Raw genomic sequence first — 24,350 nt, 5'->3', positions numbered from 1 at the left:
GGCGGACAACCCGCCACGCTCCAAGCGCCTCAACGCAGGCGGACGATCTGCCCCTGCTGTGGCGGCAGGCGGCCATGCACCAGGCCGGAGATGATCTCCGCTGCAGCCTCATAGCCCTCGCTGCGTACCACCTCGACCAGCTGCGTGCCGCTGGCCTCGACCCGCCGATAGAACTTCACCATGCCCTCGCCGACATAGCGCGAGACGCCGCCCGAACCCCAGTCGACATTACGTTTGCGCATCTGGATCGGCGCAAAGAACATCTTCGGCTCCGGCCCGCTGGCGGCCTTGTACTCGGCCTCCTCGATGTTCTGCGCCGAACCGGCCACGCAGCTGTAGGCCAGCTGGTCGGCGAAGTGTGCATGCACGCGGTCGCGCAGGGCCAGGTCGCTGGAGAAGTCGACATAGACGGTCGGCACGCTGGCATCGAGCGACTCCAGATCCTGGTAAGCCAGCGCGCTGTCATAGCAGCCGAGCTGCTCGACGAAGACAATGTTGCCGCGCGAGGTCAGGCCGATGCACTCGATGTCGTACTCCTCCAGGCAGAACAGCGTGCAGTAGGCAGTCTTGCTCGATGCGCTGGAGAACAGCAGGCGCCGGGCGCCGAAGAAGTCATTGTCGAGCAGGAAGTCGGCGAGCATCGCCGAGGTCAGGTACAGCGGCTTGAGCAGCGCCTGCAGGTCCTCGTGCTCGGGGCTGTAGTAGGGATCGGCCGCGCACAGGGCGTACTGGTTGTAGGGCGTCGGCAATTCGGCGCGATGTGCATCCAGCGCGCGGAAGCCGCGCGGCGAGGCCTCGGCCTTGACCCGCGTGTAACTGGCGATCGGGTAGTAGCCGTAGTAGCGCGCGCCGACCTCGATGCCCTCGACCGCCGAAGCCACCACATCGGCGAAGCCCCATACCGGCATGTGTCCCCACTCGGCCGCGCCGGTCGGGTAGAAGTCCCAGTAGCGCATCGAGTCGCCGAAGGCCGCGTAGGTGATGTTGTTGGTGGTCAGGGCGAAATGGTCGGGCCTGAGGACGATCTCGCCGGGCGCTACGCTCAGGTCGAAGTCGAAGCTGTCGATACGGCTCTGGTCGAGCGCGCCCTTGCGGGTGAACAGACGCGTGGCCTTGACGAGTTGGGTCATTTGCGGGTCCTCTGGCAGTCGACTGACGATGAGCCAACAGGGTAGAGGGCGATGGACAGGAAGGGGTTCGGAAACCGTGCAGCGACCATTACGCCAGGGCAAAAGCCCAGAACCAAGCCACTCAAGCGCCCGCAGCAGGCCCGCGCGCAGTTCACCGTGGAGGCCATCTACCAGGCCTTCGTTCGGATTTGGCAGCGCGATGGCTGGGAGGCCGTGACCACCCGCGCGGTGGCGCTGGAGTCGGGTTTTGCCGTGGGCACCCTGTACGAATACTTTCCCAGCAAGCAGGCGCTGCTCTCCGGCTACGTGCGCCACAGCATCGAGCAGTTGCTACGCAGCATCGATGAACAGGTGATCGCGCCACAACTGGACTGGCGCAGCCGCGTCAGCCTGCTGCTACGCCTGAGCTGCAGCCCGGCCGAGCCGATCAGCCAACTATTCACCTTCGAGGTCGCCCAACTGGAAGCGCAGATCGCCGAGCCGCGGCATCACCAGCGCGCCTACGAGGAATTGCTCGGCAAGTGGCAGGAAGTATTCGCCGCCTGCAACGACCTGCCCCACCCGGCCTCGCCGGCGAGCGTCGAAGCGCTATTCCTGATGGTCTGGGGCGGTCGCCGCTACGCGACCCTAGGGCAACTCGACGAGGCGCGTTTGCGCCTCTGGCATGAGCAAACAGAGCGCCTGTTGCTAGGCGCTCTGGGGGACATTTAGCAGTAGGCCAGCATCTCAGTTATCCAAGCGCCGCGGCGTGGAGCCACTACGCTGGTCACGCTGCAGCTGGCGATCATGACCACGCTGGTTCGAGCGATAGTCATTACGTTGCCTTCCTTGATGCTGCCAAGACGACTGGCTGCGTCGGTCGTTATCACGATAGCGCTGGTCCCAGCCATAACGTGGCTGCTCACGGCCTTTCACCCGATCACGATCGCGATCATGGTCGCGGCGACCGTCGTAGCGGTGGCGGTTGTTGTCATGCCATTGGTAGCGGCCGTCATAGCCCGGCGCGTAGTGCGAATGGCGGCGGTCCTGGTAGCGGTCACGGTGCCAGCGGTAGCCGCGGTCATCGTCGTAGTAATACACGCGGGGGGATGAATAGCTTTCGTAGTAGCGCACGTTGTAACCGGGGCGGTCGTAACGGTAATCGTCGCCGTACACGGCACAGCCACCGAGGCTCAGGGCAAACACAGCAAGGACAAGGGCTAGACGGGACATGGCGGCCTCCTTCGACCGCTGGGGTGGGGCCGGCGAATACCGGCGCCCGGGACTGCTCCCACAACCTTTGATCACGCCCCTGTGGCGAAGTGCTGCGCCCCCTGCGTTCGAAAGTTGTATCCGCGCATTACGCACCAAAGCAAAACCTTCGACGCACCAGCATGGCGCTAACCATGGCCTCCGGCCCCACCAGGGCGTGATCGGAGTCACACAAAAGTGCAGATTAAGCGCCCTGGCACGCCATTCGCTAAGAGCTGGGCGCACAGGATGTGCCGCCCCGACAAAGGGTCGGTCGCTGAAAATTCAAACGCAATGGCCGACTAGGGTTCCGGCTCGTCCACCACGACGAGCGACTGGTCCGAGAGTGGGCGACCTCGACAGGGGTTACACGGCGGGACAAAAGCCCGGGAGAAACGCGCGGCACGGCGACCGCCGTCCTGTCTCCCGTTCATTGTTCCGAGGTAGTCATGCTCAAACGCCTGCTGTGCTCTTCGCTCGTCACCCTGCTGCTCCTGCAACCGACCCATGCCAGCGCCGAACAGCGCCCCTTCAAGGTCTGCTGGTCGATCTACGCCGGCTGGATGCTGTGGGGCTACATCGCCGAGGAAGGTATCATCGACAAATGGGCGAAGAAGTACGGCATCGAGATCCAGGTCGAGCAGGTGCCGGACTACGTCGCCTCCATCGAGCAGTACACCGCCGGCCAGTACGACGCCTGCTCGATGACCAACATGGACGCCCTGACCATTCCCGCCGCTGGTGGCGTGGACTCCACCGCGCTGATCGTCGGTGACTTCTCCGCCGGTGCCGACGGCATCCTGGTCCGTGGTGGCAACAAGGACCTGAAGGAGCTCAAGGGCAAGACCATCCTGCTGGTGGAGAACTCGGTGTCCCACTACCTGCTCAGCCGCGCCCTGGAGTGGGCCCACCTGAAGCCCTCCGATGTAAAGATCGAGAACGTCTCGGACAAGGACCTGGCCCAGGTCTGGCGCAGCGGCAAGGGCGACGCGGTAGTGACCTGGAACCCGATCCTCTCCGACCTGCGCCAGGACGGTGACAGCGTGCAGGTGTTCAGCTCGCACCACGTCCCCGGCGAGATCCTCGACCTGCTGGTGATCAACAGCCAGACCCTGAGCCAACATCCCGAGCTGGGCCGCGCGCTGACTGGCGCCTGGTTCGAGGGCATGCGTCTGATGGGCCTGCCCACTCCCGCCGGCCAGGCCGCACGCGCCAGCATGGCCGCAGCTGCAGACACCACCGCCGAAGACTTCGACGAGCAGCTCCGCACCATCCGCTCCTTCTACGCGCCGCGCTCGGCAGCGGCCTTCGCCCGCAGCGACAAGATGCCGACCCTGATGCAGCGCGTGGCCGACTTCGCCGACGCCCAGCAGTTGCTCGGCGAGGGCAAGGGCCTGCAGAACCTGGGCATCACCTTCGGCGACAACAACGTGCTGGGTAACTCCTCGCGGATCATGCTGCGCTTCAATCCGACCTACATGCAGCTGGCCGCCGACAACCAACTGTAGAACCTGTCTCGAATCTCTTGATCGGCGGCCATGCCGCGTTGAAATTGGCTTCGGGCTGCTCATTTACACCTCGTAAACTCCGCGCCCTCAGCCAATTTCGCTTTACCTGGCTCTAGCTAAAAAGACTCAAAACAGATTCCAAGCACCAACAACGAACACCACGCACCACATTCGCGCAACAAAACGGGGCGCAGCGCCACAGGCAATCCGGCGCGCCCCGTGGCCATGCGGCTTTCGGCAGCTGGCACGATGTTCGCTAAGAACCAGACATGCAGAAGCACCCCGCAAGGGGCGCGGCACTACAACTTGCAATGGCTGACTAGGGTTCCGGCTCGCCACTCTCCACAGAGACAGGCAAGTGACTGGTCCGAGAGTTGGCGACCTCGTTCGGGGTTACACGGCGGGACAAAAGCCCGGGAGAACGCGCCACCTGATAGTTCAGGCCAGTGCCGCGCCGCTCCTGCCCGTATTCCCAGAACTGGAGGTTCACCCATGCGCAAGCCCCTGCTCTCCTCGCTGTTCGCCGCCGGCCTCGCTGCCGCGCTCGCCTTCCCCGCCCATGCCGAGAAGAAAGACCAATTCGACGTCTGCTGGACCATCTATGCCGGCTGGATGCCGTGGGAATACGGCGCCACTCAGGGCATCGTCGACAAGTGGGCGAAGAAGTACGGCATCGAGATCAAGGTCACCCAGCTCAACGACTACGTCGAGTCGATCAACCAGTACACCGCCGGCCAATTCGACGGCTGCACCATGACCAACATGGACGCCCTGACCATTCCCGCCGCCGGCGGTCTGGACAGCACCGCGCTGGTCATCGGCGACTTCTCCAACGGTAACGACGGCATCGTCATCAAGGGCGAGAAGAAGACCCTCGGCGACCTCAAAGGCATGGACGTAAATCTGGTCGAACTCTCCGTCTCCCACTACCTGCTGGCCCGTGGCCTGGAGCGCGCCGGCCTGGCCGAGAAAGACCTGAAAGTGGTGAACACCTCCGACGCCGACATGGTCGCCGCCTTCGCCACCGACGACGTGCAGGCAGTGGCTACCTGGAACCCTCTGCTGGCCGAGATCGAAGCCACACCGGCGGTGACCAAGGTGTTCGACTCCAGCCAGATTCCCGGCGAGATCATCGACCTGATGGTGGTCAACAGCGAGACGCTGAAGGACAACCCCGCGCTGGGCAAGGCGCTGACCGGCGCCTGGTACGAAATCATGGCCACCATGGGCGCCGACTCCGCCGAGGGCAAGGCCGCTCGCGAGCACATGGCCAAGGCCTCCGGCACCGACCTGGCCGGCTACGAGGCGCAGCTGGCCGCGACCAAGATGTTCTATTCGGCCAAGGACGCCGTGGCCTTCGCCAACAGCCCGAAACTGCCGGCAACCATGAGCAAGGTGGCCGAGTTCTCCTTCAGCCACGGCCTGCTCGGCGAGGGCGCGCAGAGCGCCGACGCGGTAGGCATGGCCTTCGCCAAGGACGTGGTCACCGGCGACAAGGGCAACGTCAAGCTGCGCTTCGACCCGAGCTACATGCAGATGGCGGCCGACGGCAAGCTCTGACAGCCCGACGGGGCGCCCGGCGCCCCACTCCATCCGAGGGAGCGCCATGCGCCTGATCAACCGACACCCGGACCGCGGCGGCCGCCTGCTGCTGATCCTGCTGCCCTTCGCCCTGCTGCTGTTCGCCTACTTCACCGGTTCGGCGGCGCGCCTGACGGAGAACCCCAACGACAAGCTGCTGCCCGGCGCAGCGCAAATGGTCGATGCGGTGCAGCGCCTGGCCTTCACCGAGGACAAGCGCAGCGGCGGTTATCTGTTCTGGCAGGACACCGCTTCCAGCCTGGGACGTTTGGGCATGGGCATCGGCATCGCCGCCCTGGCCGGCCTGTGCCTGGGCATCGCCGCCGGTGTGCTGCCGCTGCTGCGTGCGCCGTTGTCGCCGCTGCTCACCGTGCTGTCGATGATCCCGCCGCTGGCGATCCTGCCGATCCTGTTTATCGTCTTTGGGCTCGGAGAACTGTCCAAGGTGATGCTGATCGTCATCGGCATCACCCCGATCCTCGCCCGTGACATGGAGCAGCGCGCCCGGGAAATCCCCGCCGAGCTGCTGATCAAGGCGCAGACCCTCGGCGCCAATACCTGGACCCTGATCCTGCGCGTGGTGCTGCCGCAGCTGCTGCCGCGCCTGCTGATCGCCCTGCGCCTGGTGCTCGGTTCGGCCTGGCTGTTCCTCATCGCCGCCGAGGCCATCGCCAGTACCGACGGCCTCGGCTACCGCATCTTCCTCGTGCGCCGCTACATGGCCATGGACGTGATCCTGCCCTACGTGGTGTGGATCACCCTGCTCGCCTGGCTGATGGACCTGGGCCTGCGCCAGCTCGCCCGCCTCTGCTTCCCCTGGTACGAAGGAGCCAAGGCATGAGCTTCATTCAGGTCAATAACGTCTGGCAGGAGTACGGCGATCAGGTGGTGCTGGAGCGCCTCAACCTGATCGTCCGTGAGGGCGAGTTCTGCACCTTGGTCGGCGCCTCCGGCTGCGGCAAGTCGACCTTCCTGCGCCTGCTGCTGGGTCAGGAGCGGCCGAGCCGTGGCGAGATCCACATCAAGGGCGAACCGCTGCCCGGCGAACCGGATGCCAGCCGTGGCGTGGTGTTCCAGCGCTATTCGGTGTTCCCACACCTGACAGTGCTGGACAACGTCGCCATAGGCCTGGAACTGCCGCGTTCGCCGCTGCTCGGCCGCCTGTTCGGCAATGCCAAGCGCGAGGCGCGCGAGCGCGCCGCCGAACTGCTACGCAAGGTCGGCCTCGGCCATGCCCTGGACAAGTACCCCAGCGCGCTGTCCGGCGGCATGCAGCAGCGCCTGGCCATCGCCCAGGCGCTGATCACCAAGCCGCGCGTGCTGCTGCTCGACGAGCCTTTCGGCGCACTCGACCCAGGCATCCGCAAGGACATGCACGCCCTGCTGCTGGAGCTGTGGCGCGAGACCGGGCTGACCGTATTCATGGTCACTCATGACCTGACCGAGGGCTTCAGCCTCGGCACCCGCCTGCTGGTGTTCGACAAGGTGCGCCACGACCCGCACGCCCCCAACGCCTTCGGCGCCCGCATCACCTACGACATTCCGCTCAACAGCGACCGCCGCGCGGCCCTGCCCGCCCAACTGGCCGAGCGCCTGCAACCACAACTCCAAGGAGCCTGAGCATGACTGCCTCTCTCGCCCTGCGCCCCACCCTCTACGAGGAAACCGTCCCCGGCGGCGGCCACACCTCCTTCGTCCTCAAGCGCGGCCAGCTGCTGCGCATCACCGACCTCGAAGGCGGCGCCAACGTCAGCCTGCTGCTGCTCAGTGCCGAGGAAAAAAGCGAACGCCTCAACCTGCCGGACACCTTGAAGTGCCAGCACACCGCCAAGCTCACCGCCGGCCACTGCCTGTACTCGGATATGGGCCGCGTACTGGCCGCCATCACCGCCGACACCTGCGGCTGGCACGACAGCTTCGGCGGCGTGCTGTCCGCCACTGAGACCGCCGAGAAGTATGGCCAGGGCCGCTACCAGGAGCTGCGCAACGGCTTCTTCCGCAACGGCGTGGACAACCTGCTGGTGGAGATGGGCAAGTGGAACCTCAACCTGCAGGACCTGCTGATGAACCTCAACCTGTTCAGCCAGGTGACGGTCGATAGCGACGGCTGCTTCCACTTCCAACCGGGCAACTCCAAGGCCGGCGACTACATCGAGCTGTACGCACCGATGGATACCCTGGTGGTGCTCACCGCCCTGCAGCACCCGATGGACCCCAACCCGCAGTACGCGCCCAAGCCGGTGCAGCTTGCCTGGAGCCGCGTCGAGAGCGACGGCATCAGCGTGCTCTGCCGCACTTCGCGCCCGGAGAACGGCCGCGGCTTCCACAACACCGAACGTCTGTACATCTGAGGGCTGCCCACATGAGTCTCACCGCCAGCACCCTGCATCCCGAAGCCGCCGCCTTCCGCCATGTGATCCCGGCCGGCGAGCCCTACCTGTTCGAGGTCAAGGCCGGGCAGACCCTGCGCCTGCTCGATCTGGAGGGCAACCAGGCCGTCGACACCCTGTTCTTCAGCGCGAAGAACCCGCGCGAGCGCTACGACCCACAGCGCACCCTGCGCAAGCAGAACCGCGTGTACCTGACCACCGGCACCGTGCTCTGGTCCAACCTCGGCAACCCGCTACTGACCATCACCGCCGACACCTGCGGCCGCCACGACACCCTCGGCGGCGCCTGCGCCCAGGAGAGCAACACCGTGCGCTACGCCCTGGACAAGCGCTACATGCACAGCTGCCGCGACAACTTCCTGCGCGGCGCCCTGCACGACGGCCGCCTGGAGAAGCGCGACATCGGCGCCAACATCAACTTCTTCATGAACGTGCCGGTGACGCCCGAAGGCGGCCTGACCTTCGAGGACGGCATCTCCGCGCCGGGCAAATACGTCGAGCTGCGCGCCGAGACCGACGTGATCGTGCTGATCTCCAACTGCCCGCAGCTGAACAACCCCTGCAACGGCTGGAACCCGACCCCCGCCGAGGTGCTGGTATGGGACTGAACCGGTTTATTCCGGACTCCGTCCGGAGCGCTGGGGGCTCTGCTCGCCTGCGCCTGTGGCTGTACCAGCTGTGCCAGAGTCGCTCGGGCCAATGCCTGGAACAAAAGCCCACGCCCACCGAGAAAACCTAGGCACCAGCCCGCTGGTACCCACACCGATTTCCCACCCCGGACGACCGTGGTGCAGACCGAATAGCGGCGGGACGGCCCGCCAACCCTTTCGAGGGCAAGCAGATGTTCGACAAACTCCTGATCGCCAACCGTGGCGCCATCGCCTGCCGCATCCTGCGCACCCTGCGCGCGCTCGATGTCAAAGGCGTGGCCGTGTACTCCGAGGCCGACGCCGCCAGCCTGCATATCCAGCAGGCCGATGAGGCCTTCAGCCTCGGCGAAGGCCCGGCCGCCGGTACTTACCTGGTAGTCGACAAGATCCTTGCCGTCGCCAAGCAGACTGGCGCTAAAGCCATTCACCCCGGCTACGGCTTCCTCTCCGAGAACGCCGCCTTCGCCGAAGCCTGCGAGGCCGCCGGCATCGCCTTTGTCGGCCCGACGCCGGAGCAGCTGCGCGTCTTCGGTCTGAAGCACACCGCCAGGGCACTCGCGAAAGAGCACGGCGTGCCGATGCTAGAAGGCACCGAGCTGCTGGAGAACCTCGACGCGGCGCTGGTTGCTGGTGAGCAGGTCGGCTACCCGGTGATGCTGAAGAGCACCGCCGGCGGTGGCGGCATCGGCATGCGCGTGTGCCGCAGTGCCGAGGAGCTGAGTGACGCCTTCGAGGCGGTCAAGCGCCTGGGGCAAAACAACTTCAGCGACAGCGGGGTATTTATCGAGAAGTACATCCAGCGCGCTCGCCACCTGGAAGTGCAGGTGTTCGGCGACGGAAAAGGTGAAGTGCTGGCCCTCGGCGTGCGCGACTGCTCGGTGCAGCGGCGTAACCAGAAAGTGCTGGAAGAAACCCCGGCGCCCAACCTGCCGGCCGGCATGGCGGATGAGCTGTGCGCGGCGGCGATCAAACTGGCCAAGGCAGTCAGCTACCGCAGCGCCGGCACCGTGGAATTCGTCTACGACAGCGAAGCCGAGCGCTTCTACTTCCTTGAGGTGAACACCCGTCTGCAGGTCGAACACGGCGTCACCGAACAGGTGTGGGGCGTCGACCTGGTGCGCTGGATGATCGAGTTGGCGGCCGGCGACCTGGCACCGCTCAGCGAGTTGGCGAAAAACCTGAAACCCAGCGGCCACGCCATCCAGGCACGCCTGTACGCCGAAGACCCGGGCCGCGACTTCCAGCCGAGCCCCGGCCTGCTGACTGCCGTGCAATTCCCGGTGGCCGACGGCAAGAGCCTGCGCATCGACACCTGGGTCGAAGCCGGCTGCGAGATTCCGCCCTACTTCGACCCGATGATCGCCAAGGTAATCACCTGGAAACCGACCCGCGAGGAAGCCAGCGCCGCGCTGAACCAGGCGCTGGCCGATACCCTGCTGTACGGCGTGGAGACCAACAGCCAGTACCTGCGGCAGATCCTGGTCGACGCACCCTTCGCCAGCGGCTCGCCCTGGACTCGCTGCCTGGAAGGCCTGACCTACCAGGCACATACCTTCGAGGTACTGTCCGCCGGCACCCAGACCACCGTGCAGGACTTCCCCGGCCGCCTCGGCTACTGGGCGGTCGGCGTGCCGCCGTCGGGTCCGATGGACGACCGCGCCTTGCGCCTGGGCAATCGCCTGCTGGGCAACGCCGAAGGCGCCGCCGGCCTGGAAATCACCATGAGCGGCCCGCTGCTGCGCTTCAACACCGACGCCGTAGTCGCGGTGACCGGCGCGGAAATTCCGCTGAGCGTGGACGGCGTGGCTCAACCACTGAACACCGCCCTGCTGATCAAGGCCGGCAGCACCCTGAGCCTGGGCACCATCGCCGGTTCAGGCGCGCGCTCCTATCTGACCCTTCGCGGTGGCCTGCTGGTACCTGAGTACCTAGGCAGCAAAAGCACCTTCACCCTCGGCCAGTTCGGCGGCCACGGCGGCCGCGCCCTGCGTGCCGGCGATGTGCTGCATATCCCGGCATTGAGCGATGCGGACAATGGCGCGCAATTGCCCGCCGCACTGTGCACCGCCCTGCCCGCCGTGCGCGAAATCCGCGTGATCTACGGCCCGCACGGCGCGCCGGAATACTTCACCCCGGCCTATATCGACACCTTCCTCGCTACCGACTGGGAAGTGCACTTCAACTCCAGCCGCACCGGCGTGCGCCTGATCGGCCCGAAACCGGAGTGGGTGCGCGACAGCGGCGGCGAAGCCGGCCTGCATCCGTCGAACATCCACGACAATCCGTATGCCATCGGCGCGGTGGACTTCACCGGCGACATGCCGGTAATCCTAGGCCCGGACGGCCCGAGCCTGGGCGGCTTCGTCTGCCCGGTGACCATCATCGAAGCCGACCTGTGGCAGCTCGGCCAGCTCAAGGCCGGCGACAAGCTGCGCTTCGTGCCGGTCAACATCGACACCGCCCGGCAGCTGGCCAAGGCACGCAAGGCCGAAGTGGCCGGGCTGGAAGCGGTCGCAGTGAACTGGAAGCCGATCCCGCTGGAGCCGCCGGTGATCCTCGATATCGGCAGCCAGGACAAGCGCCTGGTCGCCCGCCTCTCCGGCGACACCCACCTGCTGCTGGAGATCGGCCAGGCCGAGCTGGACTTGGTGCTGCGCTTCCGCGGCCATGCACTGATGCAGGCGTTGGAGGCAAAAAACCTCAATGGCGTGATCGACCTGACCCCGGGCATCCGCTCGCTGCAGGTGCACTACCAGCCGGAAACCCTGTCGCTGGCCAACCTGCTGGCCGTGGTAATCGGCGAGTGGGACGCGGTGTGTAACGCCCAGGACCTCAAGGTACCGTCGCGCATCGTGCATCTGCCGCTGTCGTGGGATGATCCGGCCTGCCAGCTGGCCATCGACAAGTACATGACCACGGTGCGCAAGGACGCACCCTGGTGCCCGAGTAACCTGGAGTTCATCCGCCGCATCAACGACCTGCCCAACCTCGACGAGGTCTACAAGACCGTGTTCGACGCCAGCTACCTGGTGATGGGCCTGGGTGACGTCTACCTCGGCGCGCCGGTGGCCACCCCGCTGGACCCGCGCCACCGCCTGGTGACCACCAAGTACAACCCGGCGCGCACCTGGACCGCGGAGAACTCGGTGGGCATCGGCGGCGCCTACATGTGCGTGTATGGCATGGAAGGCCCCGGCGGCTACCAGTTCGTCGGTCGCACCCTGCAGATGTGGAACCGCTACCGCGAAGTCGCCGCCTTCCACGGCAAGCCCTGGCTGCTGCGCTTCTTCGACCAGATCCGCTTCTACCCGGTGGGCGCCGAGGAGCTGCTGCAGATCCGCCGCGACTTCCCCCTCGGCCGCTATGAACTGCGCATCGAAGACAGCGAACTGGCCCTGGCCGACTACCAGGACTTCCTCACTGAGGAAGCCGAAGGCATCGACGCCTTCCGCAGCCAGCAACGCGCCGCCTTCGACGCCGAGCGCCAGCGCTGGATCGCCTCCGGCCAGGCCCATTTCGAAAGCGAGGAAGCGGTCGCCGACCTCGGCGACGACGCCCCGCTCGCCGCCGGCCAGCACAGCATCGACAGCCATATCGCCGGCAATCTCTGGCAGGTGCAGGTCGAGGCTGGCCACTCGGTGAAGGCCGGCGATGTGCTGGTGATCCTCGAGTCAATGAAGATGGAAATCCCCCTCACCGCGCCGCGCGACGGCGTGGTGCGCGAGGTGCGCGTGCAACCCGGCTCGCCGGTGCGTGCCGGCCAGCGGGTAGTGGTGCTGGAAGAGGCTTAAGGGATACAGTCGCGGGCAGCGCATCCACAGGGAAGAACCATGCCGCTGACCCGCGACCAGGCCCAGCAACGGGCCGACGATATCCAGGCGTTCCGCCGCGAGGCTCAGCGCCTGCGTGGCGAGAATGCCCTGGCGCTGGAAGAAGAGCCGCTCGCGCGCATCGCCGCCCATCACGACCAGTTGCTGGCGCAGTACCGCAGCCATTTCGACATCGATCACGACCAACAGACCAAGCGCCTGTCGCTGAGCATGCGTGTGGTCTCGTTGCTCGGCGCGCTGGCCCTGGCGGCCAGCCTGCTGTTTTTCTTCTACCAGTTCTGGGGCTTGTTCGGCGAAGCGCTGCAGGTCGGCATCCTGATCGGCTTCTCGCTCGGCAGCCTGCTGCTGACCTTCGCCCTGCAGCAACGCGACGCCTCCGGCTACTTCGCCAAGCTAGCTGGCGTGCTGGCCCTGGCCTGCTTCGTCCTGAACATCCACATGCTCGGGCAGATCTTCAATATCACGCCCTCGGACAACGCCCTGCTCTGCTGGGCCGCCTACGCCCTGCTGCTGGCCTACGCCTGCAATGCACGCCTGCTGCTGGCCGCCGGCCTGATCTGCCTGCTGGCCTATAGCGGCACACGCCTCAGCGAATGGTGCGGCTGGCTGTGGCTGGAAGCCGCCGAACGGCCGGAGCACTTCCTGCCCGGCGGCCTGCTGGTGTTCGTGCTGCCGGCGCTGCTGTCCCAGGCACGCTTCAGCGGCTTCGCCGCCACCTACCGTATCGTCGGCATGCTGGCCCTGCTGGTGCCGATGCAGGTCCTGGCCAACTGGGGACGCGGCAGCTACCTGCCGTTCGACTACGACGGTATCGAGAAGAGTTACCAGTTGCTCGGCTTCGCCGTATCGGCCCTGTTCATCTGGCTCGGCATCCGCCGCGACTGGCCCGAGGTCAGCCTGATCGGCCAGCTGTCCTTCCTGCTGTTCCTGTTCATCAAGATGGTCGACTGGTGGTGGGACGTGCTGCCCAAGTACCTGTTCTTCCTGATCCTCAGCCTGACCGCCATCCCCGCCCTGCTGGTGCTCGGTCGCCTGCGCCGCAGCCACAAGGGAGGTGACCGCGCATGATCGCCCTCAAGCCCCTCCACGGCCTGCTCACCGGCCTCGGCCTGATCCTGCTGAGCAACGCCGTGGCCCTCGCCGGCGTCTGGTACAACCGCCAAGGCGAGCCGGAGAGCCGGTTGCTGTTGTCCGAGAGAGAGCTGCATCGCGACTGGGATGGCCCGCGCCGCGAGAACAGTGGCCTGAGCCTGCGTCTGGACTGGCGCATGCCCGTGCGCACCAACCCGGCCGACAAGGATCGCTGCCACAGCGAATACGGCCTGACGCCAGCACAGCTGCAGGCCGTAGGTTTGCCCAGCAGCGACCCCGAACCGCGCCAGGATACCCGCCAGGCCTGGGCGATTCTCGAGCTGGACGGCCCGCTCTATCAGCAAGCGCTACAACAGGCCGAGCGCCATCTGCACAAGGCCAGCGCCAAACTGCAGGAGCTGCCGAACGACAAGGAGCGGCAGCAGCAGGAGAACGCCGCGCGCGAGGCCCTGGCCAACGAACGCGACAAGGAGAGCCGCCTGTTCCTCGCCGATGTCGGCCTGGACCCGGCCGGCCTGCGCCAGCGCTACCCGGATCGCGGCCGCTACCTGCTGCTGCGCGGTAGCGTGCGGGTCTGGCGGCGCTGCTACAACGACACCGACACCACGCTCAGCGGCTCGTTTTCCCCCAGCAACGCCAGCATCAACGTGCCTCACGCCTGGCGCCAGCTGCTGGCCGAATACCTGCCGGAGTATTACGGCAACGCCAACCAGCCCTTCAGCACTGAAGTCAGCTTCGGCCAGCGCCTGGAACCCTGGCTCAGCGACGTACGAATCGCCGATAAAAAACCCTAATCGCGATGACGAACACGGCGCACCGCGCTAGCATTGCGCCACGTCCTAAAGGCCTCAGTCCCATGCCGCTCAGCACGTCCCGCAAGGCCCAGATTTCCCTGCTGCTGCTCCTGACCATCCTCCTGCTGGGCGGCTTTCTCGCCACCAGCCTGGTCAGCTACTACGTCTCCCGCGACAGCATCCGCGACAACATCGTCAACACCGAGCTGCCGCTGACCTCCGACAACATCTACTCGGAAATCCAGAAGGACCTGATCCGCCCCACGCAGATCGCCTCGATGATGTCGCGCGACACCTTCCTGCGCGACTGGGCGCTGAATGGCGAGCAGGACACCGGGCCGATGACCCGCTACCTGCGCGAGATCCAGGACCACTACGGCACCTTCACCAGCTTCTTCATCTCCGAGAAAACCCGCACCTACTACCAGGCCAAGGGCATCCTCAAGAGGGTCAAGGAAGACGAGCCGCGCGACGTCTGGTACTTCCGCGTGCGCAACATGGCCGAGCCCTACGAGATCAGCGTCGATCCGGACATGGCCAACAGTGATCGGCTGACCTTCTTCATCAACTTCAAGGTGTTCGACTACCAGGAACAGTTCATCGGCGTGGCCGGCGTCGGCCTGACCGTGGACGCGGTGGTCAAGCTGGTCGACGACTACCAGCGCCGCTACGACCGCACCATCTACTTCACCGACCGCAACGGCCGGCTGGTGCTGACCAGCGCCAGTGGCGGCCCCATGGGCGCCCAGCGCGGCCAGCTGCTCAGCGAGGTGGCTGACCTGCAACCGCTGCTGGCGGTGCTGCCGCGCCCCGATAGCGGGCGCTTCGAATATGCGGAAGGCGGCCACGGCCACTTCCTCAACGTGCGCTACATCCCCGAACTGGACTGGTACCTGTTCGTCGACAAGACCGAGGACGGCGCGCTCTCCGACATTCGCCAGGGCCTGTACCTCAACCTGCTGATCTGCGCCCTGATCAGTGCCCTGGTGGTCGCCCTGGTCTACCTGGCCACCCGCCGCTACCAGCGTCACATCGCCGCCCTGGCCACCACCGATGTACTGACCGGCCTGCCCAACCGCCGCGGTTTCGACCTGCTCGCCACCCAGGCTCTGCACGAAGCCGTGCGCGAACGCAGCCCGCTGAGCGCGCTGCTGATCGACCTGGACCACTTCAAGCTGCTCAACGACAACCACGGCCACCTGGCCGGCGACCAGGTGTTGCGCGGTTTCGCCCGCTCGCTGCAGGGCAACCTGCGCCAGTCCGACATCATCTGCCGCTGGGGTGGCGAAGAGTTCATCCTGCTGCTCAAGGACACCGGCACCACCACCGCGCGCCTGCTGGCCGAGAAGATCCGCCAGCAGACCGAGGAGGAGCTGTTCCCCTTCAACGGCGTCAACCTGCGGGTCACCACCAGCATCGGCGTCACCGAGCTGCAGGGCGAGGAGAGCCTGGAGCGCCTGATCGCCCGCGCCGACCGCGCGCTGTACCGCGCCAAGCAGTCCGGCCGCAACCGCGTGTGCGAAGACACCGGCGGCCTGCAACAGTGAACGTCGAGCGCTGCCCGCGCTGCGGCCAGCCCAATCGCTGCGCGCAGGCCACCCAGGAACAAGCGGTGCAGGACTGCTGGTGCTTCCATACGCCGATCGAAGCGAAGGTGCTTGAAGAGCTGCCCGCCGAGCTGCGCGACAAGACCTGCCTCTGCCCCAACTGCGCCAAGGCCCTGGGCGAGCCCAAGCCCGAATAGCGATGCGCCTCGACCGCTTCCTCAGCAACCTGCCGCGCTTCAGCCGCGCCGATGCCCGCCTGCTGCTGGCCGCCGGGCGACTGCGGGTGGATGGCGAAACGGTGTGCGACGGCCGCTTTGAAGTGCGCGAGTTCAGCCGCATTGAGCTGGACGACGAGCTGCTGCAGGCCGGCAAGCCAGCGCGCTATTTCATGCTCAATAAACCGGCCGGCGTGGTCAGCGCCACCGAACACCCCGAACACCGCACCGTGCTCGACCTGCTCGACGAGCCGGACAAGCACGAGCTGCACATCGGCGGGCGCCTGGACCTGACCACCACCGGCCTGCTGATCATCACCAACGACGGCCTCTGGTCACGTCGCCTGACCGAACCACGCAGCCGCCTGGGCAAGGTCTACCGGGTCAGCACCGAGCAGCCGATCAGCGAGGAATACACCGAGGTGTTCGCCCAGGGCCTCTACTTCGCCTACGAGAACCTCACCACCCTGCCCGCCGAACTGCAGATCCTCGACTCGCACACCGCCCTGCTGACCCTGCACGAGGGCCGCTACCACCAGGTCAAGCGCATGTTCGGCCACTTCCAGAACAAGGTCGTCGGCCTGCACCGCGAGCGCATGGGGCCATTGCAACTGGACCCGGCGCTGGCGCCCGGCCAGTACCGTGCACTGCGTCACGACGAGATAGCACTGGTCTGAAGATGCCCGACCAGCGGCAGGCGCAATTCACCGCGATGACTTGCATCGGTAACACGAGGCTGCTTGAATCCCAACTAACGGTCCATAAGTGACCGACAAGTCTCAAAAGACATCTAACACGCCTTTCGCCACACCAAACGGGTCTGCCAATCGAGTTCTCGATGCCCGGACGAAAAGCGCCCCGCCTCCAACAACAATCATCGGCCAGCCATTCGAGCCGACCAGGCCCCCTTTCCCAGGCCCATGCCTACCTGTCCTGAAGCTCGCGCAGCCTCGGCGTCTCGCTGCGCGTCCGCAACACCGCTGTCAGGGGCATGACCATGAAAGCAGAAACCACTGTGCTGGATATCCAGGGGCAACATCGGGTTTACACGGAGTTCTACCGCGCCGACAGCGCCGAGCAGACCATCATCCTGGTCAACGGCTCGCTGTCGACCACCGCATCCTTCGCGCAGACGGTTCGCTATCTCCACCCGCATTTCAACGTGGTGCTGTTCGACCTGCCCTACGCCGGACAGTCGCGCAAACACAACCGCCACGAGCGCTTCCTCACCCGCGAGGAAGAAGCCGACATCCTGCTCGAGCTGGTCGAGCACTTCGCCTGCGACATCGTGCTGTCGTTCTCCTGGGGCGGCATCGCCACCCTGCAGGCACTGGCGCGCAAGCCGGCACGCATCCAGCGGGCGGTGATCAACTCCTTCTCGCCCATCGTCAACCAGGCCATGCTCGGCTACCTGAGCCGCGGCGTGGAGGTGATGGACGCCTGCGACCGCGAGAACATCGGCGCAGTGCTCAACGCCACCATCGGCAAGCACCTGCCGTCGCTGTTCAAGCGCTACAACCATCGCCACATCACCAGCCTGGAAGACTACGAATACGCGCAGATGAACTTCCACGTGCAGAACGTGCTGAAGATGGAGGGTCGCTCCTGCATCAGGTTCGCCGGTGAAATCGAGATCCCGCTGCTGTTCGTCAACGGCGAGTGGGACGAATACACCACGCCAAGCGATGCACGCATGCTCACGCAGTACGTACGCCACTGCGAATTCCGCACCATCGCCCAGGCCGGCCACTTCCTTGACATGGAACACAAGGCCGCCTGGATGCAGACCCGCGACGCGCTACTGGCCTTCCTCCTGCCGCACGAGCTGCGCTCGCAGGAAGCACCACAGGAGCGCCACGCACTGGCAGTCTGAGCGACTCGGCTTCACCTGCACGGGCGATTCTGGTACAAAGTCAGCCGCCCGAGCGGGTGTCGTATAATGGCCATTACCTGGGCTTCCCAAGCCCATGACGTGGGTTCGATTCCCATCACCCGCTCCACATACTGCAAGGCCTGTAGCCGAATTTTGCTATAGGCCTTATTTTTTAGTGACAGTTTTGGCGACAGTTCCGCCACCAGGCCTCTTGTGATGGCTTACGCCATACTCGTTCCGCATTCACAGTTAGAGCTAAAAACCGAGCTGCATATGGAGGCGTGCCTCATGGCTATGCTATAACTCCAGCATGGCATTTGACGGGCGCAGGGATTCGTGCTCAGGCAACCCTCTAGAGGCTGCACAGCTGCACGAGAAACCTTCCCCGCAACCGCGGGTTTTTTTGTTTTTATGTTTATTGAAATTACTCGACCGAATGTGTTTTGAAGAATTTCAATATAGTTAAAGCGTTTATCTGTAAGGAGTGTTCAATGGCTCTTCCCAGCCTAACAGGGTGGCAGACTGAGGCTATTCGTGTAACTTTCTTTGCATCCGAACCCGTGAATGCCCAAAGAAATAAATGGTGGGAAACAGCAACAGGCACACCGCCGGAGAATATTTCCGAAAAGCCTAACTCCGCCGAATACTCTGAGTCCGGCACGCACTTAGACAATTTTTTCTTAGAGATGAAGATTACTTTCAACCGAGTTGACTGGGTTCTTTATCCTCGCGCCATTGCCAGCTCTGAACCTCCTTCGCTTGGAAGCACCCAAGAGGCGCTTCACTTTCTCATTCCTCAAATCGAAAAGTGGCTTGAGTCAACTAGCCAACCGTGGATCCGAGCTGCATACGGACACACTGGCATGCTCAAAACCGAGAACATCCAAGAGGCTAATGCAGCACTCCAGAAATACATAAACTGCTCCTTCCCAGAGCCGCAAAAAGCCAGCGATCTCTTAATACAAATTAACTACCAAAGAGACTCAACGACCTCCCCCGGGCTGACCATTAACCGAATTGGAAAACTGGCTGGTGCTGCAGCACAATTTTTCACCCTCGGCACATCCCCGATGCCCACAACGAAAGAGTTAACCTTCTTAAGAATGGAGCTTGACCTAAGCTCTGCAGCTGAGAGGTCCACTCCAATTGACCCCAAACTAATTCCCCACGTCCTCAGGGAAATGGTTTCTCAAAGCGAAGAAATCTTTACTGTCGGCATGCTCCCATGATTAGAAACAAGCCCAAATCCAGTACATCATCTATTAGCAGTACTCGAACTGAGCATATTCTTTTTTTTAACAATCATGTCGACACTTCTGAATCACCTACCAGTGAATGCTTTTTTACATCATCGAAGAATACTAGTACCGCAATAACTAGACCCCTCAGCGTAGAGAGCCATCGCACTAGCACTAGCACCAGCACAATGGCTAACGACGCAAGCACTACCCATTGGGAGGTTAAGCTATCGTTCCCGTGCTTGAACTATGCCAGGCAGAGCTCCGGAGGGCTTAGAGCGGATGATGTCCAAGAAGCAAAGCAACTGATCTGCAACTGGGAGAGGAGCCGACAAGGAAAGATCGCATCCTTTTACTCGGTCTTCTTCATAGAGTCGATGCAAAGAAACCACGAATATCATGAGATAAACAGACTCCTATTGGAGATCGAAGTCTCCGAGCTGACAGAGTGGTCAATGATTGCTTTGCTTCGCTCATCTTTCCAAGCGAGAAGACACCTCCCCGCTTGGTCAACATTGCGAGACAACGTTCTTAGCAAACTCAAAAATGACGGAAAGGATTACAACCGTCTACTTAGTGGACTGATCCGTTAGCAGGAAAGCATGACAGTCGATCTCCAGCCAATCAAACTAGGTGTTCCACCTGAAATTGGCCTAGCAGTTGTTATCGCTGGCTCCCCTGTCACTGGGAGCAAAGATCAACGACATGCTGGTTTTTTGGTCCAATACCCAGATAATACCCTGTGGCTTTTTGACCTAGCGTGGGACAACATCTGCAGACGCACAGAAATAACCAATGACTACGCCTACCTAAACTATCAATTCCTAGACGAATTCAGTGCAACCGCGTTCATTGCGTTACTGCACATGATTCAATCTCAAAATCAGGGAAAACTTGGCTATAGCATCCATTACGAAAGCTCACCTTATTTCGACACTAACACCGGGCAGGCCCTAAATACAGGGGCAGGCCAAGGTCTCACTTGTGCAACTTTCGTACTCGAAACACTTGAGCGCTATGGCATATTTCTGATAGATAGACTCTCGTGGCCCATATCGCCAGATAACGCGCACTGGCAGCGTAATATTCTGCTAACACTTATCAGCAGAACAAAGCCCCCTCTATCCATTGATAAATTTACAAATCAATTTAAGTTCATTGGCAAAACACGTCGATTCAAACCCGAAGAAGCCGTCGCTGCGACAAGTATTTTTACGGGCACCCCATCCACGTTTCAAGCTGTTAACCCCCTATCCCAAACCGTGATTGATCAAATGGAAATACTAGAGCTACGTTAACAGCTCACCTGTACATCACGATAATTGCAGTCTCTACTTAGCACTAACTCGCCACAGTTGATTGACTCTCGTCGTAAAGCTCTGGCTCAGCATCTCCTGCTTCATCTTCCACTCCGGCTCCACCGGTACGCTTCCGGGCCGTAGTGTTCCCCTGCCCCACTTCGCATTGACCGAGTCCAACACGGCCATCACCTTCTCGGAGGCGGCCGACTGGGTCGCCGCGAACAGGTCGTCGGTGAACTCGCCTCGCTGACATAAGTCCACCAGCAGCACCTCAGCCTTGGCGAACGAATACCCAGCCCGGTAAACGTGCTCGAGCGCCGCCAGGGCGGCATGGGTTACCACACGCGTGTCATCTGTCGGGTAAGGCAGTTCGACCAACATCCCCTTGGCGAACTTCGGTTCGTCGGGGTTGAACATGCCTGTGCGGATACCCACCCGCACCCGCTTGCAGACCGAGCCCTGGGCGCGCAGCTTCTCGCACGCCCTCGCGGCGTAGGTGGCCACCGCCTCCCGGATCGGGGACAAGTCCTCCAGTCGCTCACCGAACATCCGGCTGCAGCAGATCTCTTGCTTCGGCGGCGCCACACCATCCAGCTCCAGGCACGACAAGCCGCGCAGCTCTCGCGCCGTCTTCTCCAGCACCACGCTGAAGTTCTTGCGCAGGGTCCAGGCGTCCGCCGCTGCCAGGTCCCAGGCGGTGCGAATGTTCATCTCGCCCAGCCGCTCGGTCAGGCGCCCACCCACACCCCACACCTCTGAGACCGACACAGCGCGCAGCAGCTTGGCGCGGCGCTCAGGGTCGCATAGGTCAACCACACCACCAGTCTGCTTCTGCCAGCGCTTCGCGGCGTAGTTGGCCAGCTTCGCCAGGGTCTTGCTCGTGCCAATACCTACGCCGGTTGGAATGCCAGTGCCGGCCAGCACCTGGGCGCGTATCTCTCGGCCGAGCGGCACCAGGTCGCCCTGGATACCGGTCAGCTCGGCGAAGGCCTCGTCGATGCTGTACACCTCCAGCGCCGGAACCAGGCCCTCGATGATCGTCATGACCCGCTCGCTCATATCGCCGTACAGCGCGTAGTTCGAACTGAATGCCACGCCGCCCGCCTTCAGGTAGCCCCTCCTGATCTTGTGCCACGGCTCAGCCATCTTGATGCCAAGCGCCTTGGCTTCGGCCGTGCGACTCACCACGCAGCCGTCGTTGTTCGACAGCACCACGATGGGCGTGCGCACGAGGTCCGGCCGAAACACCCGCTCGCAGCTGCAGTAGAAGGAGTTGCAGTCGATCAGCGCGAAGACGTGATCAACCACTGTTCCGCCCGACCCGAGCCAGCCCGACATATACCCCCCAGATGTAGAGCTCTTCCGCCTCCATCACATAGCGCGGCGGGTAGTCGGGGTTGGCCGAGCGCAGCACCACCTGGTGCTTGTCGGTATCGTAGATCTTGAGCAGCTGCTCACCGTTGATGCATGCAACGACTACATCGTTGCGCCGCGCCGGCAGCGCCTTGTCCACCAGCACCAAGTCAGAGTCGAGGATCCCTAAGCCCTTGAGGCTGTGGCCGCCGACCTGGCACAGGTAAATCTGGGGGCGCTGCAGGCCGAACAGCTCATCCAGAGAAACGCGCTGCTCAAGGTGATCCTGGGCTGGGCTGGGGAATCCGGCCGGTACGGTGGGGAGAAAGAAAGGAATGCTCGTCGGCGATGCCGCGACGGGGCCGAGGATGGTAACGCTGTCCACGGTAGGATGCCTGCTGATTACTGTATATTTAAACAGTATTGGCTTGCGACGATGGCCGTCAATGCCATGCTGATGAACAGGCGACGGGAGGAAGGCGGGAATGTGTGGACGCTTCGTACAAAGGCAGAGCCTGGCGGCCTACCTGAACGAGCTGGATAGCGAGGAAGAGGTGATCGCCGGCTGGGAGGATACCCCGCTGGAGCGCTACAACGTGGCGCCGAGCACCCAGGTGCAGCTGCTGCATAGCACTGCCGGCGGGCTAATTGCAGCGCCGGTGCGCTGGGGATGGATGCCGCACTGGGCCAAGGGGAAGATGCCGCCGCCAATCAATGCGCGCGTGGAGAAGGTGGCAGAAGGGAAATACTTCCGACAGATCTGGCCGCACCGGGCCCTAGTGGCAGCCGATGGCTGGTATGAGTGGGTGAAGGACGAAGCCGACCCGAAGCGAAAGCAGCCCTTCTTCATCCGCCTGCGTGACGGGGCGCCGTGCTTCTTCGCAGCGATTGGCCAGTTCCCAGAAGATGGCAGCGAGCCACGCGAGGGCGACGGCTTCGTGATCATCACCGCCGACGCCGAGGGCGGCATGGTCGATGTGCACGATCGCCGGCCGGTGGTGCTATCCCCGGAGCTTGCCCGCGAATGGCTGGACCCTGCCACCACCCTGCAGCGTGCCGAACAAATGCTGCTGCACCAGGGTAGACCGGCTGCAGACTTCGAGTGGTTCAAAGTGGACAAAGCCGTGGGGAACGTCAAAAACCAAGGGCCGCAGCTCATCCTGCCGCAGCCCTTCAGCAATGACAGTTAGCCGTAATCGCGACCGAAGATAACGTACAGGGCACCACCGATAAGCGCGAGCTCAGACAATACCTTGAACCAGGTGGAAGCCCACCACGGCGAGGCAATCGCGTACTGGAAAGTATTATTCGCGATGCTGTCCAGTACAGGCCACCAAGCGGGGTATACAAAGACAAGTGCAACTGCAATGTAGGTGGATGGCTTCCAAGAGTTGTACCAGGCGATACCCCCGGTAATTACGAGGATCACCGCTGATTGCCCACAGGCGGTAAGAGCGACGAAGAAGTCGGCGCCAGTGTTTTTCGATACCCAGAGTGCAGCCAAGGCGACTGCAATCCCCACAACCACAGCAATAACTCCCGCACCATCACGCATCGCATATCCCCATCAATGAAAACAGAATTTTGCTACGCAGTTAACATTTTAACAACGAATTATTGGCGCCTTTTTTTTGGCTAACCCTGCAGCCCATCAAACAATCCACCAAGCGCTGCCGGCGTCCAGTTCATGATCACCAACTCGCCAGTCAGCTCGGCCGTGCCTTGCCGCTGGTTGGTGTTGCTGTAGCGGATGTCGATTCGCTCCATGTGGAAGCCGGCGAACGCCTCGCGAATCTCGGGGTGATCGTTGATGCTGACCATCACCCGCCCCTTACAGCGGCGCATGAAGTCGGCCATCGCTAGGTACTGGTCGTAGGGGAAATCGACGCCATACCCTTCGGTCTGCCAGTACGGAGGGTCCATGTAATGGAAGGTGTGGGCGCGGTCGTAGCGCTCGGCGCACTCCAGCCAAGGCAGGTTCTCGACATACACCCCGGCCAGGCGCTGCCATGCAGCGGAGAGGTTCTCCTCGATGCGCATGATGTTCGGCGCCGGCCCGGTGGTAGCGGTACCGAAGTTCTGGCCCGAGACCTTGCCTCCGAAGGCGTGGTGCTGGAGATAGAAGAATCGCGCGGCGCGCTGGATATCGGTGAGCGTCTCCGGCCGAGTAATCTTCTGCCACTCGAAGAGCTGCCGACTGGAGAGCGCCCACTTGAACTGGCGAACGAACTCCTCGACATGGTTCTGTATCACCCGGTACAGCGACACCAGGTCGCCGTTGATGTCGTTCAACACCTCGACGGGCGCCGGCTGCCGCCGGAGAAAGAAGAGCGCAGCGCCGCCGGCAAACACCTCGACGTAGCACTCATGGGGCGGGAACAGCGGGATAAGGCGATCGGCCAGGCGGCGCTTGCCGCCCATCCAGGGGATAACAGGCTGGGTCATTTGCAAACCTTTTTACTGTATGAATGAACAGTGCTAGGCTCGCGCTCGCTTCGTGCACGAGGCGGGAGCCTTGGCTGGGCTTGCAGGTACGGTCTGCGGCTCGGCTGTCGAACCTGGTGTTGGCTCACCAGGCTCGGCAGCTCCTTTCAAACTCACTGGAAAATTCGATGACG

Annotated in this window: 23 protein-coding genes, 1 tRNA gene and 2 riboswitches; of the genes, 18 read left to right on the top strand and 6 right to left on the bottom strand. The window is 63.2% G+C overall.

Going from position 1 to position 24,350, the window contains the following annotated elements:
* Window positions 1–29 precede the first annotated feature (29 nt).
* Entirely contained in the window at window positions 30–1,130 is a 1,101-nt protein-coding gene (locus tag IP89_RS11220; protein WP_043309587.1) for a DUF2855 family protein, read from the bottom strand.
* 156 nt (window positions 1,131–1,286) lie between these two features.
* Between IP89_RS11220 and IP89_RS11215 the strand changes: the two genes are divergently transcribed.
* Window positions 1,287–1,841, top strand: a complete 555-nt coding sequence (locus tag IP89_RS11215) for a TetR/AcrR family transcriptional regulator (RefSeq protein WP_256203136.1) — start codon at window positions 1,287–1,289, stop codon at window positions 1,839–1,841.
* Window positions 1,842–1,856: 15 nt separating this feature from the next.
* Here IP89_RS11215 and IP89_RS22780 read toward each other — a convergent pair whose 3' ends face one another.
* Window positions 1,857–2,342: a hypothetical protein gene (locus tag IP89_RS22780; protein ID WP_156115036.1), complete on the bottom strand. Its 486-nt coding sequence runs from the start codon at window positions 2,340–2,342 to the stop codon at window positions 1,857–1,859.
* A 309-nt stretch (window positions 2,343–2,651) separates the two neighbouring features.
* A riboswitch (guanidine-I (ykkC/yxkD leader) is annotated at window positions 2,652–2,755 on the top strand.
* Window positions 2,756–2,809: 54 nt separating this feature from the next.
* On the opposite strand from IP89_RS22780, the gene IP89_RS11205 reads away from it, so the two are divergent.
* The 16 genes from IP89_RS11205 (at window position 2,810) to IP89_RS23345 (ending at window position 20,376) form a co-directional block, all read left to right on the top strand.
* The gene (locus IP89_RS11205) at window positions 2,810–3,868 is read left to right on the top strand and encodes a putative urea ABC transporter substrate-binding protein (protein WP_043309586.1); all 1,059 of its coding nucleotides are present in this window, start codon (window positions 2,810–2,812) and stop codon (window positions 3,866–3,868) included.
* Between the two features lie 308 nt (window positions 3,869–4,176).
* Window positions 4,177–4,290: riboswitch (guanidine-I (ykkC/yxkD leader) on the top strand.
* Window positions 4,291–4,360: 70 nt separating this feature from the next.
* A complete protein-coding gene (locus IP89_RS11200) occupies window positions 4,361–5,428 on the top strand; it encodes a putative urea ABC transporter substrate-binding protein (RefSeq protein ID WP_043309585.1) in 1,068 nt (355 codons plus the stop codon).
* A gap of 46 nt (window positions 5,429–5,474) precedes the next feature.
* Window positions 5,475–6,290 (top strand): ABC transporter permease, encoded by an 816-nt coding sequence (locus IP89_RS11195; RefSeq protein WP_043309584.1) that lies wholly within the window; start codon window positions 5,475–5,477, stop codon window positions 6,288–6,290.
* A complete protein-coding gene (locus IP89_RS11190) occupies window positions 6,287–7,069 on the top strand; it encodes an ABC transporter ATP-binding protein (RefSeq protein WP_043309583.1) in 783 nt (260 codons plus the stop codon). The genes IP89_RS11195 and IP89_RS11190 overlap by 4 nt, the downstream gene beginning before the upstream one ends.
* A gap of 2 nt (window positions 7,070–7,071) precedes the next feature.
* Window positions 7,072–7,800, top strand: a complete 729-nt coding sequence (locus tag IP89_RS11185) for an urea amidolyase associated protein UAAP1 (protein WP_043309582.1) — start codon at window positions 7,072–7,074, stop codon at window positions 7,798–7,800.
* 11 nt (window positions 7,801–7,811) lie between these two features.
* Window positions 7,812–8,447 (top strand): urea amidolyase associated protein UAAP2, encoded by a 636-nt coding sequence (locus IP89_RS11180; RefSeq protein ID WP_043309581.1) that lies wholly within the window; start codon window positions 7,812–7,814, stop codon window positions 8,445–8,447.
* A 233-nt stretch (window positions 8,448–8,680) separates the two neighbouring features.
* Complete coding sequence (gene uca / locus IP89_RS11175) at window positions 8,681–12,280, top strand: urea carboxylase (protein WP_043309580.1); 3,600 nt, start codon at window positions 8,681–8,683, stop codon at window positions 12,278–12,280.
* A gap of 39 nt (window positions 12,281–12,319) precedes the next feature.
* On the top strand, window positions 12,320–13,387 hold the full coding sequence (locus IP89_RS11170; protein ID WP_043309579.1) for a DUF2157 domain-containing protein: 1,068 nt from the start codon (window positions 12,320–12,322) through the stop codon (window positions 13,385–13,387).
* Window positions 13,384–14,205: a DUF4824 family protein gene (locus tag IP89_RS11165; protein WP_043309578.1), complete on the top strand. Its 822-nt coding sequence runs from the start codon at window positions 13,384–13,386 to the stop codon at window positions 14,203–14,205. The genes IP89_RS11170 and IP89_RS11165 overlap by 4 nt, the downstream gene beginning before the upstream one ends.
* A 62-nt stretch (window positions 14,206–14,267) precedes the next feature.
* On the top strand, window positions 14,268–15,752 hold the full coding sequence (locus tag IP89_RS11160) for a sensor domain-containing diguanylate cyclase (protein ID WP_043309577.1): 1,485 nt from the start codon (window positions 14,268–14,270) through the stop codon (window positions 15,750–15,752).
* Window positions 15,749–15,949, top strand: a complete 201-nt coding sequence (locus IP89_RS11155) for a cysteine-rich CWC family protein (protein ID WP_043309576.1) — start codon at window positions 15,749–15,751, stop codon at window positions 15,947–15,949. The genes IP89_RS11160 and IP89_RS11155 overlap by 4 nt, the downstream gene beginning before the upstream one ends.
* Before the next feature lie 2 nt (window positions 15,950–15,951).
* A complete protein-coding gene (locus IP89_RS11150; protein ID WP_043309575.1) occupies window positions 15,952–16,644 on the top strand; it encodes a pseudouridine synthase in 693 nt (230 codons plus the stop codon).
* A 320-nt stretch (window positions 16,645–16,964) separates the two neighbouring features.
* Window positions 16,965–17,840: an alpha/beta fold hydrolase gene (locus IP89_RS11145; RefSeq protein ID WP_043309631.1), complete on the top strand. Its 876-nt coding sequence runs from the start codon at window positions 16,965–16,967 to the stop codon at window positions 17,838–17,840.
* A 52-nt stretch (window positions 17,841–17,892) separates the two neighbouring features.
* A tRNA-Gly gene (locus tag IP89_RS11140) sits at window positions 17,893–17,967 on the top strand.
* Between the two features lie 364 nt (window positions 17,968–18,331).
* A complete protein-coding gene (locus IP89_RS23350; RefSeq protein WP_156115035.1) occupies window positions 18,332–19,069 on the top strand; it encodes a hypothetical protein in 738 nt (245 codons plus the stop codon).
* A 611-nt stretch (window positions 19,070–19,680) separates the two neighbouring features.
* Entirely contained in the window at window positions 19,681–20,376 is a 696-nt protein-coding gene (locus tag IP89_RS23345; RefSeq protein ID WP_156115034.1) for a hypothetical protein, read from the top strand.
* 33 nt (window positions 20,377–20,409) lie between these two features.
* Here IP89_RS23345 and umuC read toward each other — a convergent pair whose 3' ends face one another.
* Together umuC and IP89_RS11130 are read right to left on the bottom strand one after the other, a co-directional pair.
* Window positions 20,410–21,717: a translesion error-prone DNA polymerase V subunit UmuC gene (gene umuC, locus IP89_RS11135; protein WP_052081041.1), complete on the bottom strand. Its 1,308-nt coding sequence runs from the start codon at window positions 21,715–21,717 to the stop codon at window positions 20,410–20,412.
* Complete coding sequence (locus tag IP89_RS11130) at window positions 21,680–22,117, bottom strand: LexA family transcriptional regulator (RefSeq protein ID WP_043309574.1); 438 nt, start codon at window positions 22,115–22,117, stop codon at window positions 21,680–21,682. Before IP89_RS11130 ends, umuC begins: the two co-directional genes overlap by 38 nt.
* A gap of 100 nt (window positions 22,118–22,217) precedes the next feature.
* Between IP89_RS11130 and IP89_RS11125 the strand changes: the two genes are divergently transcribed.
* A complete protein-coding gene (locus IP89_RS11125; protein WP_043309573.1) occupies window positions 22,218–22,922 on the top strand; it encodes an SOS response-associated peptidase in 705 nt (234 codons plus the stop codon).
* Here IP89_RS11125 and IP89_RS11120 read toward each other — a convergent pair.
* Both IP89_RS11120 and IP89_RS11115 read right to left on the bottom strand, forming a co-directional pair.
* Entirely contained in the window at window positions 22,919–23,287 is a 369-nt protein-coding gene (locus tag IP89_RS11120; RefSeq protein WP_156115033.1) for a hypothetical protein, read from the bottom strand. The two genes, IP89_RS11125 and IP89_RS11120, sit on opposite strands and share 4 nt — an antisense overlap.
* 80 nt (window positions 23,288–23,367) lie before the next feature.
* A complete protein-coding gene (locus IP89_RS11115; RefSeq protein ID WP_043309571.1) occupies window positions 23,368–24,177 on the bottom strand; it encodes a DNA adenine methylase in 810 nt (269 codons plus the stop codon).
* Window positions 24,178–24,350: the final 173 nt, after the last annotated feature.

Origin of the sequence: Pseudomonas sp. ML96 (assembly GCF_000761545.1) — a bacterium.
In the GTDB taxonomy this organism is placed as follows: Bacteria; Pseudomonadota; Gammaproteobacteria; order Pseudomonadales; family Pseudomonadaceae; genus Aquipseudomonas.
This window is presented reverse-complemented; position numbering and strand designations above follow the sequence as displayed.

What these genes read in the sequence shown, in the direction of transcription:
- IP89_RS11150 (WP_043309575.1), top strand. Translation starts at nt 15,952, where the DNA reads ATGCGCCTCGACCGCTTCCTCAGCAACCTGCCGCGCTTCAGCCGCGCC.
- IP89_RS11125 (WP_043309573.1), top strand. Translation starts at nt 22,218, where the DNA reads ATGTGTGGACGCTTCGTACAAAGGCAGAGCCTGGCGGCCTACCTGAAC.
- IP89_RS11190 (WP_043309583.1), top strand. Translation starts at nt 6,287, where the DNA reads ATGAGCTTCATTCAGGTCAATAACGTCTGGCAGGAGTACGGCGATCAG.
- IP89_RS23345 (WP_156115034.1), top strand. Translation starts at nt 19,681, where the DNA reads ATGACAGTCGATCTCCAGCCAATCAAACTAGGTGTTCCACCTGAAATT.
- IP89_RS22780 (WP_156115036.1), bottom strand. Translation starts at nt 2,342, where the DNA reads ATGTCCCGTCTAGCCCTTGTCCTTGCTGTGTTTGCCCTGAGCCTCGGT.
- IP89_RS11220 (WP_043309587.1), bottom strand. Translation starts at nt 1,130, where the DNA reads ATGACCCAACTCGTCAAGGCCACGCGTCTGTTCACCCGCAAGGGCGCG.
- IP89_RS11115 (WP_043309571.1), bottom strand. Translation starts at nt 24,177, where the DNA reads ATGACCCAGCCTGTTATCCCCTGGATGGGCGGCAAGCGCCGCCTGGCC.
- IP89_RS11160 (WP_043309577.1), top strand. Translation starts at nt 14,268, where the DNA reads ATGCCGCTCAGCACGTCCCGCAAGGCCCAGATTTCCCTGCTGCTGCTC.
- IP89_RS11145 (WP_043309631.1), top strand. Translation starts at nt 16,965, where the DNA reads ATGAAAGCAGAAACCACTGTGCTGGATATCCAGGGGCAACATCGGGTT.
- IP89_RS11200 (WP_043309585.1), top strand. Translation starts at nt 4,361, where the DNA reads ATGCGCAAGCCCCTGCTCTCCTCGCTGTTCGCCGCCGGCCTCGCTGCC.
- IP89_RS23350 (WP_156115035.1), top strand. Translation starts at nt 18,332, where the DNA reads ATGGCTCTTCCCAGCCTAACAGGGTGGCAGACTGAGGCTATTCGTGTA.
- uca (WP_043309580.1), top strand. Translation starts at nt 8,681, where the DNA reads ATGTTCGACAAACTCCTGATCGCCAACCGTGGCGCCATCGCCTGCCGC.
- IP89_RS11120 (WP_156115033.1), bottom strand. Translation starts at nt 23,287, where the DNA reads ATGCGTGATGGTGCGGGAGTTATTGCTGTGGTTGTGGGGATTGCAGTC.
- IP89_RS11180 (WP_043309581.1), top strand. Translation starts at nt 7,812, where the DNA reads ATGAGTCTCACCGCCAGCACCCTGCATCCCGAAGCCGCCGCCTTCCGC.
- IP89_RS11165 (WP_043309578.1), top strand. Translation starts at nt 13,384, where the DNA reads ATGATCGCCCTCAAGCCCCTCCACGGCCTGCTCACCGGCCTCGGCCTG.
- IP89_RS11185 (WP_043309582.1), top strand. Translation starts at nt 7,072, where the DNA reads ATGACTGCCTCTCTCGCCCTGCGCCCCACCCTCTACGAGGAAACCGTC.
- IP89_RS11170 (WP_043309579.1), top strand. Translation starts at nt 12,320, where the DNA reads ATGCCGCTGACCCGCGACCAGGCCCAGCAACGGGCCGACGATATCCAG.
- umuC (WP_052081041.1), bottom strand. Translation starts at nt 21,717, where the DNA reads ATGTCGGGCTGGCTCGGGTCGGGCGGAACAGTGGTTGATCACGTCTTC.
- IP89_RS11195 (WP_043309584.1), top strand. Translation starts at nt 5,475, where the DNA reads ATGCGCCTGATCAACCGACACCCGGACCGCGGCGGCCGCCTGCTGCTG.
- IP89_RS11205 (WP_043309586.1), top strand. Translation starts at nt 2,810, where the DNA reads ATGCTCAAACGCCTGCTGTGCTCTTCGCTCGTCACCCTGCTGCTCCTG.